We start from the raw sequence: 16,837 nt of genomic DNA, 5'->3' as shown, positions 1-16,837 counted from the left end.
TTTCGTTGGTGGCCCCGCGACGCGGGCCTGTCCTGGCGCCCGGTTCAGAACAGGCTCATGCGTTTCATCACGCCATCGTGGCGGATCAGCCAGTGATAGAGCGCCCCGGCGACATGCAGCACCACCAGGCCCAGGATCGCCCAGCCCAGCCGGCCATGCCACAGGAACAACCGCTCGGAGAGTGCCTCGTCCTCGCCGATCAGTCCCGGCAGGTTCCAGTGGAGGAACTGCACCGGAAAGCCGCCACTGGCGGTGGCCATCCAGCCGAGCACCGGCATGGCCAGCAGGGCCAGGTAGAGCAGGTGGTGCACGCTGCTGCTCAGCACCCTCTGGAAGGCAGGCAGGGGCGGCTCATGGTCGGGCACCACGAAGAGCAGCCGGGTGGCCAGCCGCACCGTCATCAGGGCGAGTATCGTCACGCCGAAGGTCTTGTGGGCGGTGTAGAGCAGGTCGGTCAGGAGGCCACCGAATCGCTCCATGGCACCCTCGAAGCCGAGGAAGCCCAGGGTGAGGCCGCTGGCCAGCGACAGCAGCAGGACGGCCGCGACCAGCCAGTGCAGCACGCGGTGGGGGTAGGCATAGCGTTCAGGGTCATCCATGGAGCGCTCTCGCATCGGGGGATCGACGGGTCGTCACTTCAGCCTAGATGATCACGGCCCCGGCGGACCGCCATTCCCTCATCCTCCCGGACGGATTGGCTAGGCTGTAGGGGCAAGGTCCCCTTTCCCGCTGGAGGTGCCGCGCATGGCGAAGACCCGGAACAAGCGTCGCAAGCCCACCGCCCACCCGCGCAAGCCCCGCTCCGGCGCCCGGCGCTTTCGCCCGCGCCGCCTGGTGCGAGGCATCCTGATCGCCTTGGCGCTCCTCGCCGTGCCGGTGGCCTGGCTCATCGTCGAGGAGCGTGACGCGCGCGCCCTGGCCGACCTCAGCGTGATCGGCAGCGGCGAGCCGGTGGCGGTGCAGGTCTTCGACCGGGGCTGCCCCGACTGCCGCCGCCTGCGCGACAACGCCGAACAGGCGCTGGCCAATATCGAACAGCCACCGGCCTGGCGCGTGGTGAACATCAACACCACCCAGGGAGCGCGGTTCGCCAGTGAGCAGCTGGTCGACCATGTCACCATCGTGCTCTTCGATGCACAGGGCCAGCGCACCGGCGTGATACGGGGCATCACCAGTGTCGACGAACTGGAGACCGCCTTCACCGACCTGCGGGGGCGAACGACGCGCCGCCGGGAACGCTAGTCGGCTCAGCGCGCCATCTCGACCACGACCCGTCCGCGCACCCTGCCCTCGAGCAGTTCGCCGGCCACGGGGATGGCCTCCTCCAGGGAGATCGAGCGGGTGATCGCCTCCAGCTGCTCGGGCACCAGCAGATCACCCAGGCGCTGCCAGGCCTCGACACGGTCCTCGTAGGGGCGCATCACGCTGTCGATCCCGGCCAGGGTCACGCCCCGCAGGATGAAGGGAGCCACGGTGGCCGGCAGGTCCATGCCCTGGGCCAGGCCGCAGGCCGCCACGGTGCCGCCGTAGCGGGTGCTGGCACAGACATTGGCCAGGGTATGGCTACCCACGGCATCGATGGCGCCGGCCCAGCGCTCCTTGGCCAGCGGACGGCCCGGCTCGGAGAGCGTGGCCCGGTCGATGATCTCCACGGCACCCAGCGACTCGAGGTAGGCCTTCTCGTCGGGGCGACCCGTCGAGGCGACCACCTGGTAGCCCAGCCGCGAAAGCAGCGCGATGGCATAGCTGCCCACGCCGCCGTTGGCACCGGTCACCAGGATCTCGCCCTTGTCCGGCGTCACGCCCTGGCGCTCGAGCGCCATCACCGCCAGCATCGCCGTGTAGCCGGCCGTGCCGATGGCCATGCTCTGGCGTGCCGTGAAGGCCGCGGGATGGGGAATCAGCCAGCGACCGTCCAGGCGTGCCTTCTGCGCCAGCCCGCCCCAGTGCCCTTCGCCGACGCCCCAGCCGTTGAGCAGGACCGCATCCCCTTCCCGGTAGTGCGGAGAGCTCGAGCTCTCGACCGTACCGGCCAGGTCGATACCGGGCACCATGGGGAACTTCCGTACCACCGGCCCCTTGCCGGTGATTGCCAGGGCATCCTTGTAGTTCAGCGTACTGCACTCGACCCGCACGGTGACGTCGCCTTCCGGCAGCTGAGCCTCGTCCAGGCGCTGTACGCCCACCTGCTGCCCCTCGTCGTTCTTCTCGATCAGAATCGCATCGAACATGGTGCCTCCTTTTTTAGACCGATCGTCTATCGAATTACCCGGAAAAAACCGGACGGGCGCCGTCTCAGCGCGGCAGCCCGCTCATGTAGGTGGTGATGAAGGTATCCAGGGGAGCGGCATCGCCCACCAGCCTGGCCCGCATCACCGCCCCCTCCCAGCCGATCCAGAACGCCTCGGCGAGGGTATCGCAGTCGGCGGCGGCGTCGAGCTGGCCGGCCGCCTGCGCCTCGCGGAGGCACCGGGCCAGCCGCCGGCGCCACGACTCCAGGGTCGCCAGCAGCCACTCCCGGTAGCTTTCCGGCAGGCCGGCCGCCTCATGCCCCAGGTTGCCCACCAGGCAACCCCGCTTGAACCCGTGCCGGGCCATGCCCGCCCTGGCATCGGCCACGAAGGCCTCGATGCGTGCCAGCGGCGGCAGCGAGGTATCGAGCAGGTGACGGTCGAGCTTGCGGGCGAAGTAGGCGCCGTAGTGCTCCATCACGGCACGGCCGAAGGCTTCCTTGCTGTCGAAATAGTAGTAGAAGGACCCCTTGGGAACCCCGACTCGCTTGAGGATGCCGTCGATGCCGGAGGCGGTGAACCCCTGCTCGGTGAGCACCTCGGTACCGGCGCGGATCAGCGCGGCTCGCGTGTCCGGGTCGTCGCGGGGCACCCTGGGCGGCCGGCCGCGGCGTGGCCTGGTGGAAGATGTCGTCATGGCGACCAATATAGACCGTCCGTCTACAAAATCAAGCGGCCCACCCGGGACAGGGTGCGGGAGCGCCGCCTGGAGGGGTCAATCGAGTGCGGCGCGTATCCTCGCAGCGGCGTCCGCCAGGTCCTCGGCCTTCGCCTGGTCCAGCCCCTCCACCCGAATATCCTGCATCGCATCGATCGGCACCAGGTGCACATGCACATGCGGCACCTCGAGACCGACGATCAGCATCCCCACCCGCTCGCAGGGGAAGGCACGCTTGAGCGCCCTGGCCAGCGTCTGTGACACCTGCATCAGGTGGGCGGCCAGCTCGGGCGGCAGGTCATCCCAGTGATCGATCTCCTGGCGTGGTATCACCAGCACATGGCCGGGTTTCATCGGGTTGAGGGTCATGATCGCCACGCAATGCGCGTCCTCGCGGACGAAGTGGCCCGGGAGTTCGCCCTGGATGATGCGGGTAAAGATGCTTGCCATATCGGCCTCTCCGGCGGGAAATCCCCAGAATGCCACAGGTCGCCGGGGCCGTCTCGCCGGGGATGAGCGCGCCTGTCGGCAGGCGCGCCACTGTCGTGCACGCGACCTCCCTCGCTGAAATGGCGTGATCCTGGCGCCAACTCCGCCGATCTTCACGCCGGGTTGCCAGAGGCGGCCAGGGCGGTTACCATCCCGATGCCTACCGGCACCTCATCGCATCGATGGACGCGCGATCCGCTGCACGAGAACCATGAGGTACCCCAATGGGAGCCCGAATACGACTGACCCTTGCCTGCTGGCTGGCCGGCCTGCTGACGATCGCCATGGCGGGTAGCGTGCAGGCGCACGATGCCGATGCCGAGAAGGGCATCGCCTCCTTCTACAGCGACAACTTCCAGGGCGCCACCACCGCCAGCGGCGAACCCTTCGACCAGCAGGCCCTGACGGCCGCACACCCCACCCTGCCCTTCGGCACCAAGGTGCTGGTCACCCGTCCGGACACGGGCAAGGAAGTGGAAGTGCTGATCAACGACCGCGGTCCCTTCGTCCCGGGGCGCATCATCGACCTCTCCAAGCGCGCGGCCCGGGAGCTCGGCATGCTCAATCGGGGCGTCGCCCCGGTATTGGTCACCCAGGTCAACTGAGCCCCCTTCCCGGGACACGCCGGGCCGGTCGTCACCGGCCGCCGGTTGCCCCTCGCCGGCCTCGGCACCCCAGGATCGGCCATCGCACAGGGCCCGACACCACAACCGGTGCCGGGCCCCGTCAATGTCGCGCCCGGCAACGCCTCAGGCCATGGACTCGAGCTTGTCCCGGGTCCTGTGGGTGAAGTCGCTGGCGTCGTGGCGCTCGTGGAGCTGCATCGCCGGGTCGCCGAAGGTGCGGTTGACCATGCGCCCGCGCTGCACCGCCGGGCGCGCGTCGATCTCCCTGGCCCAGCGCTGCACGTGTGCGTACTCCTGCACCTGGAGGAACTCGCCCGCGTCATAGAGCCGTCCCAGCGCCAGCTGGCCGTACCAGGGCCAGGAGGCGATATCGGCGATGGTGTAGTCGTCGCCGGCAAGGTAAGGCACCTCGGCCAGGCGGCGGTCGAGCACGTCGAGCTGGCGCTTGGCCTCCATGGCGTAGCGGTCGATGGCGTATTCGATCTTCTCCGGCGCGTAGGCGTAGAAGTGGCCGAAGCCGCCGCCCAGGAAGGGACCGCTGCCCATCTGCCAGAACAGCCAGTTCAGCACCTCGGTGCGCTTGGCGAGGCTGCCCGGCAGGAATTCCCCGAACTTCTCCGCGAGATAGAGCAGGATCGAGCCCGACTCGAAGACCCGGATCGGCTTGGACGCGCCCTGGTCGACCAGCGCCGGGATCTTCGAGTTGGGGTTGATCTCGACGAAGCCGCTGCCGAACTGGTCCCCCTCGCCGATATCGATCAGCCAGGCGTCGTACTCCGCGTCCTGGTAGCCCAGCGCCAGCAGCTCCTCCAGCATCACCGTGACCTTCACCCCGTTGGGCGTGGCCAGGGAGTAGAGCTGGAAGGGGTGCCTGCCCACCGGCAGCGACTTCTCGTGGGTGGGGCCGGCGATGGGTCGGTTGATGCTGGCGAACTTGCCGCCGCTCGCCTTCTCCCATTTCCAGACTTTCGGCGGGGTATAGCTCATCAAGCCTCCTGTCAGGCATCGTGACTGTGCAGCGCCCCGTACAGGGGCGGCTGGTTGTACAATCACGGTCTGACAAACGATAGCCTGTTAAGGTTCCACGCGCGGCGTCGACCAGTGCCTCGTGGTACCTGCCCATCGCCTCCGGGAGTTCCTGCCTCCGGTTCCCCGCTTGCCTTCACGATGACCCTGAGCCGCATGTCCGCCTCTCCCCGGATGGTGGCCGTTCGCTGCCTGGACGGACAGGGCGGGCCGGAGACGACAGGCGCCCTGGACGAGCGTCGCCGACCTCAGGAAGCGGGATCCCGCACACCGGCATAGCGCACCCCGCTCAGCAGCGCCATCTCCCGGTGCCAGGTGGCCAGGTCCTCGCGGTTGAAGCGGCTCAGGCTGTCGTGGCCGCAGGCCCGTGCCATGACCTGCATCAGCGAGACGGAGGCCTCCAGGAAGTTCTGCAGCTGGCGGGCGGACTTGTCGACGTCCAGTCGCTGGCGCAGGTCGGCCCGCTGGGTGGCGACACCGGCGGGACAGTTGTTGGTGTTGCAGATCCTGGCGGCCACGCAGCCGATCGACTGGATGGCGCTGTTGGCGATGGCGATGCCGTCCGCCCCGAGGGCCATGGCCTTCACGAAGTCGCTCGGCACCCGCAGCCCGCCGGTGACGATCAGGGTGACCCGGCCGCTGGCGCCCTGGTCATCCAGGTGGCGCCGGGCACGGGCCAGGGCCGGGATGGTGGGCACGCTGATGTGGTCGCGGAAGAGTTCCGGGGCCGCCCCGGTGGCCCCGCCGCGGCCGTCGAGGATGAGGTAGTCGGCACCGGCATCGAGCGCGAACTGGATGTCCCGCTCGATGTGGTTGGCACTGAGCTTGAAGCCGACCGGAATGCCGCCGGTCACCTCCCGCACCCGGTCGGCGAAGCGCCGGAAGTCCTGCACCGAGTGCAGGTCCGTGAAGGTGGGAGGCGAGACGGCGGGTTCGCCCTCGGGGATGCCGCGCACCTCGGAGATCCTGCCGGTGTTCTTGTTGCCCGGCAGGTGGCCGCCGGTGCCGGTCTTGGCACCCTGCCCGCCCTTGAAGTGGAAGGCCTGGACCTTCTCGAGCAGCGCCTCCCGGTAACCGAACCGGGCGCTGGCCAGCTCGTAGAAGTATCGGGAGTTCTCCTGCTGCTCTTCGGCCAGCATGCCCCCCTCCCCGGAGCAGATCCCGGTGCCAGCCAGCTCGGCGCCGCGGGCGAGGGCGATCTTGGCCTCCTCGGAGAGGGCGCCGAAGCTCATGTCCGAGACGAACAGCGGCATGCTCAGGGTCAGCGGCTTGGCGGCCTCGGGGCCGATGACCAGCTCGGTGGCGACCTCGGCGTCCTCCATCAGGGGCTGGGTCGCCAGCTGGGCGGCCATGATCTGCAGCTCGTCCCAGTGCGGCAGGGTGTGACGCGGCACCCCCATGGCGGTGGTCGGGCCGTGGGGCCCCATCTGCTCGAGCCCCTCCCGGGCCAGCTGGTGGATGAACGCCACCGTGGGCTCTTCGCGGGTGGCCTTGGCCTCCGGGGCCTTGTCGGAGGCCTCCTCGGTATCGCCGGGCCCCTCCTTGCCCACCCGGTCGGCGCCGAACTGCTTGTGGGTGCCGTCACAGAAGGGCGCATCGGCGGTGTGCTTGCACTGGCAGAGGTAGACATCCCCATCCTGCTCGGCCACGAAGCTCTTGGGCGAGAAGCCGGTGCCGGCATGGGAACCATCGCAGAACGGCTGACTGGCGGACCGCCCGCAGCGGCAGAACGCATACTCCTTGCCCTTGGTCAGGGTCACCTTGGCGGGCTTGTTGTCGGCGATGACGGGCTTGCTCATGGTGATGGGCTCCTGGTCGGTATGACGCCGGAAGAAGAGGGGCCGACGCGAGGCCGGCGGCCACCGGAACGCGGCGACCCGCGATGTTCGGGAATGGCGGGCGTCACCTGTCAAGATAGCCACCGGGGGCCACAGGAGAAAATGGGGAGGCCTGCCCGATCACGCCTGGTCGAACAGCGCCGCATAGGGGCGCTGGATGGCACGGCGTACATCGCCGATGGAGAAGACCCGCACGAACTCCTCGAACAGCTGTCCCTCGAACCACAGCTGCACCACCGGCAGCGAGAACACGCGTTGCTGCGCACACAGCGCCGCGGCCCCGGCCTGGCAATCCACGTAGCGGGCCGCCATCCCGGTGAACGCCTCGGCCAGCATTGCCTCGAGCCGAGGCTTGATCGCCTGGCACACGCCACACGTCCGGCCGCCGTACAGCACCAGCACCGCGGGGTGGGACGCCAGGACGGCATCGAGCTGCTGTGCTTCGGTGATGGATTTCACGTGATGCCCTCGAAAGCCCATGGAACCGGCGACTCACCGTGCCCCCTTGCCAGCCGCCGCCCATCAGGGCCCGGCCCTCGACCCGGGGGCTCACCCTACTCCTGCTTGCCCACCAGCCAGTGGGTCACGCCGAGCGCCAGCACGACCGCCGCGATGGCCAGCATTTCCTCCGCGGTGATGGTCTCGATGTCCAGGATGATCACCTTGCGCGCGATGGCCATCAGCGCCGTGGCGATGACCAGCCGGATGGGCAGGACATTGGTGCCCAGGTAGAGCCGAATGTTGATGAATATCTCCACGGCGATCAGCACCACCATGAAGGCACCGAAGATCACGAAGATATCGCCGACTTCAAAGAGCAGCACCGGCGGCGAGATGAACTTGGTATAAAGCACGTAGACCACGTCCAGCACGCCCCAGATGATCACCAGCACCATCATCACCGCCAGCACCTTGATGGCGAAACGGATGACGACATGCAGCCAGCGGATCAGCGGGTCTTCATGCTCCTCGGGCAGCTCGTCATGCAGCAGCCTGGGCGCCTGGGGGGTCACCTTGTCATCGTCATTCATCGAGCTCTCCCGATAAGCCCCGCGTAGCCGCCCCTGCCCACCCGCACCGGCAGCGATGGTCGTCGCATCATCATATGGCGCTCCCTCATGCTTGGCCACAGCAGGCCTTGAACTTGCGCCCGCTGCCGCAGGGACAGGGCGTGTTGCGGCCGGGCTTGAGCCGGTGGACGGCGGGGTTGCCATCGAGATAGCGCCAGCACCCCGCCTCGCGCACGAAGCGCGACGACTCCTCCAGCACCGACCAGCGCCTCCCCTCGCGGAAGGTGGCACGGAAATGCACCCATCCCCGCTCGCCCTCCTCGCCGCTCTCGAGCACCTCGAGTCGCTTCCAGGTGGTCGCGGCGTCCGCTTCCAGGCGCGACGGCCGGGTGCTCGGGTGCCAGGTCGCCAGCAGGTAGTCGGTAAGCTCAAGCACGAAGGCGCTGTAGCGGGAGCGCATCAGCGCCTCGGGGCTCGGTGCCGGCTCGCCGGCGTGATAGCGCCCGCAGCAGCCGGCGAGCGGCCGGCCGCTGCCGCAGGGGCAGGCGGTGCGGTCGGGGTGTGTCATGGGGAAGGCCTTCACTCCGGTAACGACGATCACCATGATACATCACGCCCCGCCGGGCTCTGCTCGACCGGTGCCTGATGGTCGGCGAGGGCCTCTCCCGCGTTCTCGCAGGCCGTCTACACTGCTCACAGCAAGCCCCCCCAGGAGTGCCCATGTCTCCGGCCCCCCCGCCCCTGTCGCGTCGAAGATTGCTCGGCGGCCTGCTGGCCCTCGCGGCCGGCTCGGTGCTGCCGCCGCTCGACGCAGGCGGCGAGCCCGGCGAGATCCTGACTCGCGAGGTGCCCGGCATCGGGGAATCGCTGCCCTTGGTGGGACTCGGCAGCTGGATCACCTTCAACGTCGGCGACGACCCGGTACTGCTCGAGGCGTGCACGGCGGTGATGGCAGCCTTCTTCAGCGGCGGCGGGCGGATGATCGACTCCTCGCCGATGTACGGCTCCTCCCAGGCGACCATCGGCCATGGCCTCGCCGAGCTCGACGCCACCGACCGCGTCTACGCGGCCGACAAGGTCTGGACCTCCAGCCCCGGCGAGGGGCCTGCGCAAGTCGCGGCCTCGCGGCACGACTGGGGCGTGCCACGCTTCGACCTGCTGCAGGTGCATAACCTGGTCGCCTGGGAGGCGAACCTGGAAACGCTGCAGGCGATGAAGGCGGCCGGCGAGGTACGCCACATCGGCATCACCACCTCCCACGGCCGGCGCCATGCGGCCATGGAACGCATCATGCGCGAGGCCGACATCGACTTCGTGCAGCTCACCTACAACATCGTCGACCGCGAGGCCGAAGCACGCCTGCTGCCGCTGGCGCGAGAGCGTGGCATCGGGGTGATCGCCAACCGCCCCTTCCAGCAGAAGCGCCTGATCCGCCGCCTGGAGGGCGAGCCACTGCCCGACTGGGCGGCCGAGATCGGCGCCAGGACCTGGGCGCAGTTCATCCTCAAGTTCATCGTCTCCCACCCCGCGGTGAGCTGCGCCATCCCCGCGACCACCCGGGTCGAGCACGTGCGCGAGAACCTGGCCGCGGCCCGCGAGCCGCTGCCCGACGCCGAGCTGCGTCGACGCATGGCCGACCACGTCCGGGCCCTGTAACGAGTCGAGCCGATGAGCGAATGGTGGACCTACCGGCCCGAGGACTTCCTGATGTTCTCGCTGCGCACCTACGAGCGCCTCTTCGTGCTGCACAACCAGGCGCTGTGGCCCCTGCAGGCGCTCGCCCTGATGCTGGGCGGCGCGATGCTGTTCGCCCTGCTGCGCCCACGCCCCTGGAGCTCCCGCCTGATCACCGCCCTGCTCGCCGTCGGCTGGGGCTTCGTGGCCTGGGCCTTCCTGTGGCAGCGCTACGTGCCGATCAACTGGGCAATCCGCTACCTGGTGCCGCTGTTCGTGCTGCAGGCGCTGCTGCTGATCGCCCTCGGCGCCTGGAAGGGCGGGCTCGACCTGCCGACGCGCTGGGGCGTGCGACGCGCCCTGGGGGTCGTGCTGTTCGTCCATGCCCTGGCCCTGCACCCGCTCATGGCCCTGGCCACCGGGCGTGGGCTGCTGGGTGCCGAAGTCATCGGGCTCACGCCGGACCCGCTCGCCATCGCCTCCCTGGGCGTAGCGGCCCTGGTCCAACCGGCGCGATACGGCTGGATACTGCTCGTCATTCCCCTCCTGTGGTGCCTGGTCAGCTCTGCCACCCTGCAGCTGCTGGCAGCGCCGGGCGCCTGGCTGCCGATGCTGGCCGCCGGACTGGCCCTGCTGGCCAGGCGGTGGCCGGGAGACTCACCCTCGGCATAGGGCAGGCCGACGGGGCGCGATCATGCCAACCGGAACAGTGGCCACAGCCCGAACCACAGCACATAGCCCAGCGAGGCGCCCATCAGGCCATCGATCCGCCCGGGCGGGCGGTCGTCCCGGAGGTGCCGGGCCAGCAGCCAGGCCAGCCAGGCGCCATGGGGAACGACCACCCAGGCGATGCCGCCATAGGCTCCCCCCGCCAGCCCCGTCACCTGCCAGGCCAGGGCGCAGGCAGCGGCGAGCAGCGTGGCGACGAACGCGACCCGCAGTGCGCCCCGGCGCCCCAGGCGCACCGCCAGGGTGCGCTTGCCGGCACCGGCATCGGCCTCGAGATCCGGGATGCCCGACAGCGTGATGGAGGGCAGGATGCCCAGCAGCAGGGGCAGGCTCAGCAGCCAGGGCAGCGGGTCGCCCGGGGCCCCACCCAGGAACACGAAGCCGCACAGCATTACCCCGATGCTGTGGGTGACCGCGACATCGAGCTCGCCCAGGCCACGATAGCTCAGCATCAGGGGCGGCGCCGTGTAGCCGATGGCCAGGACCGCCAGCACGCCCAGCACGGCGCTCACCGCCAGCGGTGACCCCGGCGTCACGGCCAGCAGCCAGGCCGTGCCGCCCACCAGGCCCAGCAGCGCAACGAGGATCCCGGCCTTGACCTCGCCCAGGCCCAGCCGGCCCTCCACCAGGACGCGGGAGCCCCCCGTGAAGGTGCTGTAGAAGCGATTGGCCCGATCGGTACCCAGGTCGACCACCTCGTTGATCAGCACGGTGGCCACCTCCAGCAGGAACAGGCAGAGGTAGCCCAGCCAGAACACCGGGTTGCCGAATACGCCCCCGGTCGGCGCGGCGGCCAGCCCCCCGACCGCATAGGCCACCCAGGTCATGGGGTAGAACTGCAGCCGCAGCGCCCGCAGCCAGGCGCCGGCCTTGTGCCCCAACCGCTCCGCGGGGGTGATCCGGCCCCGCGCCAACTGCCGGCCCTGGTGGCGGGCACGGGCCAGCCAGGCCTGGCGCTGCGTCGAGGAGGCATCCTTGACCGAACCGAATACCAGGCTGCGCACCGGGCGAATGCCGCAGAAGCCCAGGGTCGCCCGTGCCAGGGCATTCCGGCCGGGCTCACGATAGAGCAGCCGATGGATCAGCGGCGGGGTATCCATGGTGGTGATGAGCTGTGCCGAGCGCCCGGCCAGCAATCCCTGATAGCCGATCCCGCCCTCGCAGGTCCGGAACGCGAACCCCGGCGCCATGATGCGGTCGAGAAACCCCTTGAGGAGTGCGGGCGCCCCGCCCCACCAGGTGGGATAGACGAACACCAGGTGATCCGCCCAGGCGACGAACTCCTGCGCCAGCCTCAGGTCGTCCTCGAGGGGTTGATCGTTGGGCGACGGGGTGCGCACATGGGGGTCGAACTCCAGCGTCGCGAGATTCACGCGGCGCAGCTGCACGCCCGCGGCGCGGGCCCCTTCACAGAAGGCATCCGCCAGGCCGCCGCAGAGGCTGTCGCTGCGCGGGTGCCCGAGGATGACCAGCACCCTGATCGGCGACCGAAGCTGGGCTCCGCCGTCGACCGGCGCGTCGTTCGTCCTGAACGTTGTCATACCCTTACGTTGTCATCGCGTTGTCTTGCGGAGGTGAAGAAGGCCATGCCCGTCATCGAGCACGAGGCCGATATCGCGGCCAGCCCACGGGAAGTGTTCGCCCTCGTCGGCCGAGTGGAAACATTTGCCGATTTCAGCGACGCCATTGACACCATAGTTCGCCTGGGGGAGCGTCGCTACCGCTGGCGGGTACGCATCGCAGGCGTGCCACTGGACTTCGATGTGGAAATCACGGAGTTCCTGCCCCCGGAGCGATTCGCCTGGCGCTCGGTGAACGGCGTGCCCAACCAGGGCGAGTACCTCCTGACGCCTATCGAGGGAGGCACCCGCATCCACCTGACGCTGGACTACAGCCTGCAGCCGCCCTCACTCGAGAAGGCCGTCAACCTCGCTGCCAAACCCCTGCTCCACAAGCTCGGCCGCGACATCATCGCCCAGGTGGAAACACGGCTGAAAGCGCAGCAGAACCCTCCGGTATAGCCCCACCGCCTCAGTGGCGTGCCGTGGACAGCCATCAGGGTCGACGCATGGCGGCGACCAGGGCACTCGCCCCGATCAGGCTGCCGGCACCGGTGCGGTGTACGGACACTCAGTAGCCGGCCACATCCCGATGCCCAGGGTGCGGTGTCGTCAGGGCAGTCCCTCAGAGTCGAATCGTCCCGCGCAGGTAGGGGGCCACCTGCCCGGTGAGGATGACCCGGTCGCCCTGGCAGTCACAGGTCAATTGCCCCTGGCGGGTGCCCCCTTGCCGGGCCGTCATCTTCGTCTTGCCCAGCCGCCCGGCCCAGTACGGCGCCAGCGTGGTATGGGCCGAGCCCGTCACGGGGTCCTCCTCGACGCCGACCTTGGGCCCGAACCAGCGCGAGACGAAGTCGAATTCCCGCCCCGGCGCCGAGACCACCACACCGCGCCCCGGCAACGCCGCCAGCTTGGCCATGTCCGGCGCCAGCGCCGCGACGATGTCCTCGTGTTCCACCGCGACGAGAATGTCGTCGGTCATGACGACGTCGCCCTGCGCCAAGCCCAGGGCGGCCAGCACCGCCTCGGGATCGGCCATCGGCTCGGGCCGCCTGGCGGGAAAGTCCATCGCCAGGCCTTCCTCGGTACGGCTGACCAGCAGCTCGCCACTGCGGGTGGCGAAGCACAGCGTCTCGCCCGCCTCGCCCAGTTCGTGGAAGATCACCCAGGCGCTTGCCAGGGTGGCGTGCCCGCACAGGTCGACCTCGACCGTGGGCGTGAACCAGCGCAGGCGATACCCCGCCCCCTCGCGCACGAAGAAGGCGGTTTCGGACAGGTTGTTCTCCGCCGCGATGGCCTGCAGGGTGGCATCGTCCAGCCACTCGGTCAGCGGGCATACCGCCGCGGGATTTCCCTCGAAGGGGCGACGGGCGAAGGCGTCCACCTGGTAGAGATCGAGTTTCATGGCACCCTCCCTTCCTGTTGGATCGCTGGGATGATCGTGAAGGATCACGATCGCCGCAGAGAAAAGCAACACGGCCATCCGTCGGCTGAAGCGGATGAGCAGGCGCAGGGTGGTGATTCGTCGGTCGGCTCCCTAATGATGTGTTTACGTCGGTCCACCGCAGATGGATTGGAGGCTCTCGGAACCGGGGCCGCCCCCATGTCCTTCGCCTGAGACCAGCCTGTATGGACAATCGCCTACCTACGCGTAAGCGATATGTGGCGATTGCTCCAACGGGTGGCACGGTCATGGACAATGCCCATAAACTCACTACATCGCGATGGAGCAAGGAATCCCCCATGGATCTGGCGAAGATCGGCGACAAGGTGGCCTGCTCCTGCAAGGACGGGCCGCATCACATTATTTCCGGTGCGTCCACGGCCATGGTGGATGGCATTCCCATCGCCAGGGTGGGCACTCCCCCAGCACCAGCAAGACGATTTCCATTCAGGTGGTAGAGCAATAGCATGCTGAAGGAGATATTCCTCATCCTGCCGTTAGCCTTTCTTGTATCGGCCTGCCAGGAAGGCATGAGCAATGCGATTCATGGCGATTCTGTCGAGCTTCAAAGGCAAGCCAACGAAGAAGTCGCCTTCGGCATAGCAGAAGGAAATAGCAACAGACTAGCCAGGGCAAGGGAACTGATAGAGCAGTCACTGTAAGCAGATCCCAACAACCGTGCAGCACTACTCAATAGAGCACATAGCTCATTTCCCTTCGCCCGGACAGAGATTCCTAAGATTTAATGAATACAGCCCTTTGGTACCAGCATCACTAATTTTTTCCACGATTTTTTCCTGCACAACACAGTTCGAATCAATAATCGCAAAATTCCAAATATTCAAAAGAAGCATATCCCTATCCGCAGCATTTACAACTTTATCAGCACCTTCCAATGCAGCTTCAAAATCCCCCATCATAGCAAACCCGATGACATCCCTACCCGATTTTTCAAAATCATACACATCAGACTGCACATACTCCCATGTCATGTCATCATTTAATATTATTTCTTCACCAGCAGAGTTTTTAACAACTTCTTGCGCAATAACTTGCGGCATAAGAAATAATAAAGCGCATAAAGTAGAACCCCTAAATTTCTTCATTGTTTTCTCTTATATATTCTGAACAAGGGATAACACCCCACTGAAAACGATTATCTCCACGACGTGCAGGGCGATGTGGCATTCGCAGCGGCAGCCAGAACCTCTACTCAGCCGCTTCCCACCCTTCCCTATCATCTTGCCTTGCCTCAACGTCATCGTCTCCAGTGTCACTTTTCTCCCGCACTGGATCGCTCCGCTGCAGCTTGGGCGGGGGCGCTACCCAAGCCCTGAGCTTTTGTCCGACCTGCTGATAAAAGTGCGGCACCGCCTTCTCCAATTCTTCAATAAATATCTTGTTACCGGAGAAGCGATGGCCGAGGTCGGCCATATAGAACACCTCGAAGGCACTGGGCACCACATTGGTTGCCGGCGATTCCATCACTGCCGCGTCCTCGATCACCTTGGCGAGTGGCTCCTGGGTCTCCTCGGCACGGCCCGGTCGAACCGCCTTGACAAACATGCCCTCCGTTTCGGCCTTGGCCAGCTGCTTAGTCAGCCAATTCACTCGCGCTGTGCTGCGCTTCTTGTCCTGTGGTGCGGAGAGCCGCATGGAGCAGACAATGGTTCGCAGGGTCAGGTCGGCCGTTACCTCCAGATCCGCAGCAGCATCTGGCACTTCCAGGCAGCACCTGAGCACCTTCTCCTTGGCCAGTACCTCACAATCATCCTTCAGCCGCTGGACTGGGTCGGTACGGTGGGCCCTGGGTAGCTTCAGCTTGACGGGCCGGCCCAGCTTTCGGCTAATTACCAGGCAGAGGTCACGCTGCTCCTGATGCCAGCTCGAGACGGTGTTTTCCACCTCCTCGGTACTCTTGCCCAGCACGGCGCCACTCTTGACCTTGCCCACAATCTCCTTCCACTCCCGGTTCATGCTATCGAAGCGGGAAATGCCGCTGGATTCGTGACCGAGGTAACGGAGCACTTCTTCCAACAGGAAGCGTTGGTCCGGAGATTGGATTTCACCGGATTCCAGCAACAGCGTCGCCTGGGTAACCGCGTACATCCAGGACCAGTGATAGAGTTCGACGCCCTTGAGCATCGATTTTGGCACCTTCACCGGATGATGCGAGGGCATGGCGACGAACTGGTTGGTAATGGTAATGACCGCATCGACCTTGTGCTTCTTGGCCTGCTGCAGATATTGCTTGAGCTGCTCCTCGCCGATTTCAGCATTGCCGATCTTGGCCTCGACCAGGGCACTCCATGTCTTGCGCCCCGTCTGCAGCACGATCAGCCCATCCGGGCGATCACTCTTGGCCACGCCGGGATCGGCTTCCAGCACGATTTCCGTCCAGGCACCCAATACCGCTCGGCTTCCCACGCGCACCCCCAGAGACAGGAGCATCTGCTGTCGGAACTCATGTACCCCTCGCAGGGCAGCAAGCAGTACCGAGGCCGCACGTTGTTCGCGGTTGGTATCGGCAACGACAGGAATCAGCCTGGCTGGATCACCACGCTTGGCGAAATCGGGACGCTCCATGGTCACTCTCCTTGCATATTGTCTTTATTTTGAAAGGCATCGCTGAACGCAGCGGCTAGGATGCCGGTGGGCATGGCGATGATGCCGATGCCTGCGACGGCGGTCATGCCGGCAAACACCTTGCCCAAGGCGGTAATAGGCGTGACGTCGCCGTAACCAACGGTGGTCAGGGTGGCGATGCTCCACCAGAGGGCCCTTGGTACGCTGCCGAAGGCCTCGGGCTGATCGGCGGCTTCCACCACGTACAGGCAGGCAGAGGAAAATAACAACAAAAGACCTGCTACTCCCACGCTGAGCAGCAGTTCATGGATGCGGGCCTTCAGGGCTTCGGCCAGTGCCGACCAGGCTCGACTGAATCGCCCCAGACGTGAAAGACGTAGTATGCGAAGGATTCGCAGCAGCCGCAGCAAAAAGGCGTTGCTATGGGTGAGAAAACCCAGGAAGAAAGGCAGGATGGCAACCAAGTCGATCAGTGCCCAGATGGAGAAGACATAGCGTATGCGGCCGCCAATGCCGCGATAGCGTGGGTCTTCCCCTACTGAATAGAGGCGCAGCAGGTATTCGAGGATGAAGAGGGTGACGAAGACCACCTCGAGGGAAGAGAACAGCCTCGGCACCAGACGGCGCAGGGTCGGCTCGGTCTCGAGGATGGCGGCCAGCGAAGCGAGCAGAATCAGTGCACAAATGAGCTTGTTGGACGGCGATAACCCCGGGAGATGCCAAGCTTCCGGGGCCAGCTGCTGATGGAGGGCAGCCCTATGCATCCCGCTGTCCCGCCTAATGCTCTCTCGCACAGGCTACCGCCCTGCTCGGCATAGTGTTATAGCCCTGCATGCCACCTCCCTTCGATAGTCCCCGTGTTCCTTGCTTATGATTATCGGCGGCCATCTCAGCGACCTTAGCCCCA

At 66.5% G+C, this 16,837-nt stretch carries 20 protein-coding genes; 6 read left to right on the top strand and 14 right to left on the bottom strand.

Annotated elements, in window-relative coordinates; translation table 11 throughout:
- Positions 1 to 44: 44 nt before the first annotated feature.
- Positions 45 to 599, bottom strand: a complete 555-nt coding sequence (locus ACOMD9_RS03425) for a cytochrome b (protein ID WP_421412149.1) — start codon at positions 597 to 599, stop codon at positions 45 to 47.
- Between the two features lie 145 nt (positions 600 to 744).
- Between ACOMD9_RS03425 and ACOMD9_RS03420 the strand changes: the two genes are divergently transcribed.
- A complete protein-coding gene (locus ACOMD9_RS03420; protein ID WP_421412148.1) occupies positions 745 to 1,242 on the top strand; it encodes a thioredoxin domain-containing protein in 498 nt (165 codons plus the stop codon).
- A gap of 5 nt (positions 1,243 to 1,247) precedes the next feature.
- Here the strand turns inward: ACOMD9_RS03420 and acuI are convergent, their stop codons facing one another.
- The 3 genes from acuI to ACOMD9_RS03405 all read right to left on the bottom strand — a co-directional run bounded on the left by acuI (position 1,248) and on the right by ACOMD9_RS03405 (position 3,399).
- Positions 1,248 to 2,231: an acrylyl-CoA reductase (NADPH) gene (acuI, locus tag ACOMD9_RS03415; RefSeq protein WP_421412147.1), complete on the bottom strand. Its 984-nt coding sequence runs from the start codon at positions 2,229 to 2,231 to the stop codon at positions 1,248 to 1,250.
- A gap of 64 nt (positions 2,232 to 2,295) precedes the next feature.
- Entirely contained in the window at positions 2,296 to 2,928 is a 633-nt protein-coding gene (acuR, locus tag ACOMD9_RS03410; protein WP_421412146.1) for an acrylate utilization transcriptional regulator AcuR, read from the bottom strand.
- A gap of 78 nt (positions 2,929 to 3,006) precedes the next feature.
- Entirely contained in the window at positions 3,007 to 3,399 is a 393-nt protein-coding gene (locus tag ACOMD9_RS03405; RefSeq protein WP_421412145.1) for an HIT family protein, read from the bottom strand.
- A 323-nt stretch (positions 3,400 to 3,722) separates the two neighbouring features.
- Here ACOMD9_RS03405 and ACOMD9_RS03400 point away from each other — a divergent pair, with 323 nt between their 5' ends.
- The gene (locus ACOMD9_RS03400) at positions 3,723 to 4,043 is read left to right on the top strand and encodes a septal ring lytic transglycosylase RlpA family protein (RefSeq protein WP_421412288.1); all 321 of its coding nucleotides are present in this window, start codon (positions 3,723 to 3,725) and stop codon (positions 4,041 to 4,043) included.
- 144 nt (positions 4,044 to 4,187) lie between these two features.
- Here ACOMD9_RS03400 and yghU read toward each other — a convergent pair whose 3' ends face one another.
- From yghU to ACOMD9_RS03375, 5 genes are all read right to left on the bottom strand, one after another.
- The gene (gene yghU, locus ACOMD9_RS03395) at positions 4,188 to 5,051 is read right to left on the bottom strand and encodes a glutathione-dependent disulfide-bond oxidoreductase (RefSeq protein WP_421412144.1); all 864 of its coding nucleotides are present in this window, start codon (positions 5,049 to 5,051) and stop codon (positions 4,188 to 4,190) included.
- Between the two features lie 287 nt (positions 5,052 to 5,338).
- The gene (locus tag ACOMD9_RS03390) at positions 5,339 to 6,889 is read right to left on the bottom strand and encodes a glutamate synthase-related protein (RefSeq protein WP_421412143.1); all 1,551 of its coding nucleotides are present in this window, start codon (positions 6,887 to 6,889) and stop codon (positions 5,339 to 5,341) included.
- 159 nt (positions 6,890 to 7,048) lie between these two features.
- The gene (locus tag ACOMD9_RS03385; RefSeq protein WP_421412142.1) at positions 7,049 to 7,387 is read right to left on the bottom strand and encodes a thioredoxin family protein; all 339 of its coding nucleotides are present in this window, start codon (positions 7,385 to 7,387) and stop codon (positions 7,049 to 7,051) included.
- A gap of 95 nt (positions 7,388 to 7,482) precedes the next feature.
- Positions 7,483 to 7,959, bottom strand: a complete 477-nt coding sequence (locus ACOMD9_RS03380; RefSeq protein WP_421412141.1) for a phosphate-starvation-inducible PsiE family protein — start codon at positions 7,957 to 7,959, stop codon at positions 7,483 to 7,485.
- 85 nt (positions 7,960 to 8,044) lie between these two features.
- Positions 8,045 to 8,542, bottom strand: coding sequence for a YchJ family protein (locus ACOMD9_RS03375; protein WP_421412140.1), 498 nt, complete (start codon positions 8,540 to 8,542; stop codon positions 8,045 to 8,047).
- Between the two features lie 116 nt (positions 8,543 to 8,658).
- Between ACOMD9_RS03375 and ACOMD9_RS03370 the strand changes: the two genes are divergently transcribed.
- Together ACOMD9_RS03370 and ACOMD9_RS03365 are read left to right on the top strand one after the other, a co-directional pair.
- A complete protein-coding gene (locus tag ACOMD9_RS03370; protein ID WP_421412139.1) occupies positions 8,659 to 9,594 on the top strand; it encodes an aldo/keto reductase in 936 nt (311 codons plus the stop codon).
- Positions 9,595 to 9,606: 12 nt separating this feature from the next.
- Complete coding sequence (locus ACOMD9_RS03365; RefSeq protein ID WP_421412138.1) at positions 9,607 to 10,284, top strand: DUF6064 family protein; 678 nt, start codon at positions 9,607 to 9,609, stop codon at positions 10,282 to 10,284.
- A 20-nt stretch (positions 10,285 to 10,304) separates the two neighbouring features.
- On the opposite strand, the gene ACOMD9_RS03360 is transcribed toward ACOMD9_RS03365, so the two are convergent.
- Positions 10,305 to 11,882 carry an NAD(P)H-dependent oxidoreductase gene (locus ACOMD9_RS03360; protein WP_421412137.1) on the bottom strand — a complete coding sequence of 526 codons (1,578 nt, stop codon included), beginning with the start codon at positions 11,880 to 11,882 and terminating at the stop codon, positions 10,305 to 10,307.
- A 45-nt stretch (positions 11,883 to 11,927) separates the two neighbouring features.
- Here ACOMD9_RS03360 and ACOMD9_RS03355 point away from each other — a divergent pair, with 45 nt between their 5' ends.
- Positions 11,928 to 12,362 (top strand): SRPBCC family protein, encoded by a 435-nt coding sequence (locus ACOMD9_RS03355; RefSeq protein ID WP_421412136.1) that lies wholly within the window; start codon positions 11,928 to 11,930, stop codon positions 12,360 to 12,362.
- 163 nt (positions 12,363 to 12,525) lie between these two features.
- On the opposite strand, the gene ACOMD9_RS03350 is transcribed toward ACOMD9_RS03355, so the two are convergent.
- Positions 12,526 to 13,305, bottom strand: a complete 780-nt coding sequence (locus ACOMD9_RS03350) for a PhzF family phenazine biosynthesis protein (RefSeq protein ID WP_421412135.1) — start codon at positions 13,303 to 13,305, stop codon at positions 12,526 to 12,528.
- A gap of 506 nt (positions 13,306 to 13,811) precedes the next feature.
- Between ACOMD9_RS03350 and ACOMD9_RS03345 the strand changes: the two genes are divergently transcribed.
- Positions 13,812 to 14,006, top strand: coding sequence for a hypothetical protein (locus ACOMD9_RS03345; RefSeq protein WP_421412134.1), 195 nt, complete (start codon positions 13,812 to 13,814; stop codon positions 14,004 to 14,006).
- A gap of 45 nt (positions 14,007 to 14,051) precedes the next feature.
- On the opposite strand, the gene ACOMD9_RS03340 is transcribed toward ACOMD9_RS03345, so the two are convergent.
- The 3 genes from ACOMD9_RS03340 to ACOMD9_RS03330 form a co-directional block, all read right to left on the bottom strand.
- On the bottom strand, positions 14,052 to 14,450 hold the full coding sequence (locus tag ACOMD9_RS03340; RefSeq protein ID WP_421412133.1) for a DUF3157 family protein: 399 nt from the start codon (positions 14,448 to 14,450) through the stop codon (positions 14,052 to 14,054).
- Between the two features lie 103 nt (positions 14,451 to 14,553).
- Positions 14,554 to 15,930 carry a hypothetical protein gene (locus ACOMD9_RS03335; RefSeq protein WP_421412132.1) on the bottom strand — a complete coding sequence of 459 codons (1,377 nt, stop codon included), beginning with the start codon at positions 15,928 to 15,930 and terminating at the stop codon, positions 14,554 to 14,556.
- Positions 15,931 to 15,932: 2 nt separating this feature from the next.
- On the bottom strand, positions 15,933 to 16,694 hold the full coding sequence (locus ACOMD9_RS03330) for a potassium channel family protein (protein ID WP_421412131.1): 762 nt from the start codon (positions 16,692 to 16,694) through the stop codon (positions 15,933 to 15,935).
- Between the last annotated feature and the right edge of the window lie 143 nt (positions 16,695 to 16,837).

Origin of the sequence: Halomonas terrestris, from assembly GCF_049166755.1 — a bacterium.
Taxonomy (GTDB): Bacteria; Pseudomonadota; Gammaproteobacteria; order Pseudomonadales; family Halomonadaceae; genus Halomonas.
The sequence above is the reverse complement of the archived record's forward strand: the minus strand, read 5'-3'. Positions and strand labels throughout refer to the sequence as shown.